The 372-nt window shown below is 58.1% G+C and carries 1 pseudogene; it reads left to right on the top strand.

The features are described from left to right. A pseudogene (locus AB9F27_RS22120) lies at positions 1-372 on the top strand (hypothetical protein); the annotation flags it as partial.

The raw sequence follows: 372 nt of genomic DNA on the forward strand, positions 1-372 counted from the left end.
CAGGTTCAAGCTCTCATGACAGAAGGCGGTCTGAGCAGGGTCGCGGATGTTGTGACATCCCCCCTTCTTGACACGTTGCAACGCCAGTACGCGGAATTGGCGGCGTCGCAGGCGCAGTTGGCCAGCACATTGGGCCCACGGCATCCTGAGATGATCCGCATCAGCGCCCAAATTAGCGATATCAATCGCAGCATCGACGGGGAATTGCGTCGCAGATTAGAAGCAATGCGCAGTGAGGTCACGGTCACCCAGAACCGAGAAGAAGCGCTGCAAACTCAGATCGATGCGGTCTCTGTGCGCGCTGTTTCACATGCAATGTCTTCAGTCCGGTTGCGCCAACTTGAACGCGCCGCAGACGCCACGAGACTGGTC

The sequence above is a fragment of the Falsihalocynthiibacter sp. CO-5D18 genome (assembly GCF_041205445.1).
Taxonomy (GTDB): domain Bacteria; phylum Pseudomonadota; class Alphaproteobacteria; order Rhodobacterales; family Rhodobacteraceae; genus Falsihalocynthiibacter; species Falsihalocynthiibacter arcticus.